1 protein-coding gene is annotated in these 1,231 nt (G+C 33.5%); it reads left to right on the top strand.

Going from position 1 to position 1,231, the window contains the following annotated elements; all coding sequences use genetic code 11:
• Positions 1-222 precede the first annotated feature (222 nt).
• Positions 223-1,194, top strand: coding sequence for an IS110 family RNA-guided transposase (locus LX95_RS14505; RefSeq protein ID WP_111542173.1), 972 nt, complete (start codon positions 223-225; stop codon positions 1,192-1,194).
• Positions 1,195-1,231: the final 37 nt, after the last annotated feature.

Below are 1,231 nucleotides of genomic sequence, written 5' to 3'. Positions count from 1 at the left end.
CTTAAGTTAGCATTTCAATAAAAACATTAAATTAAGATCTATAAAAAAGAAAGAACAAAGAGAGGATTAAGGTTATTATATACGCAGAAGCTTAAGACTTCGTCAACATTGAAAATCCCCTCTCTTTTCTACACAGATTTCGTACAGTTCTATGAGGCTTTTAGACCTCGATTTTAAGTCGTTGAAACTCGCGTAGGTTGTCCTTTCAAAAAACATTTTCTTATGAATAAAGATATTAAATATTTTGGAATAGACATTAGCCATTTAGTTTTTGATGTTACGGATTCTGAAGGGAATTATTACCAATTTAAAAACAGCATTTCTGGCTTTAGAAAGTTTATAAAACTCTTAGGCTTGAATAGTCATTGTGTGATGGAAGCCACAGGCTATTATCACTATCAGTTGGCTTATTATTTATTAGAGTCTGGGATAAAAGTTTCCGTAGAAAACCCATTAGCAGTTAAGCGCTTTATCCAAATGAAATTGTCAAAAATTAAGACGGATAAAAGTGACTCTAAACTGATTTGTGAATATGGTAAACAAGTTGAGTTGAAGCTATGGAAAGGGAACTCGAAGCATCAAACAGAATGTCTCCAAATGACTAGACTCCTAGCTGTGTATACAAAACAGAGCACAATGCTAAAAAACAAAATACATGGTGAAGCTGTTTTAGGAAATCCCAGTAAAGCAGTTGTAAGTTCTCTCAAACGTAGTTTAAAACAGGTACAGAAAGAAATGAAAACCTTGGAAGATAAACTTTTAATATTGGTAAAAGAAGTACATCAAGATTTATTGACCCGTGTGAAAACCATACCAGGAATTGGAGCGAAAACCTCCCTCATGCTAGTGGTTCTTACCGATGGATTTGAGCGTTTTACAAGCGGAAGTGAATTGTGTAGTTATGCAGGATTAACTCCTATGATTCGCAAGAGTGGAAGCAGTGTAAATGGACGTAGTCGAATAAGTAAAATAGGAAATCAAAAACTCCGTAATTTACTATTTATGTGCAGTTTTAATGCTTGTAAATATAATAAGGCTTGCCAAGATATTTATGACCGTATAGTAGCAAAAGGGAAGAGTAAAAAACTAGCTTTAATTGCTGTGTGTAATAAGTTACTAAAACAGGCTTTTGCTATTGCAAAATCAGGACTAGTATATGATGATTCTTACAGAAGTACGTTGGCTAAAAATTAGTGAGTTTTTACTTGTTTTTTACCACAGTACTTTGTTG

Origin of the sequence: Mesonia algae (assembly GCF_003253545.1) — a bacterium.
GTDB lineage: Bacteria > Bacteroidota > Bacteroidia > Flavobacteriales > Flavobacteriaceae > Mesonia > Mesonia algae.
The sequence above is the reverse complement of the archived record's forward strand: the minus strand, read 5'-3'. Positions and strand labels throughout refer to the sequence as shown.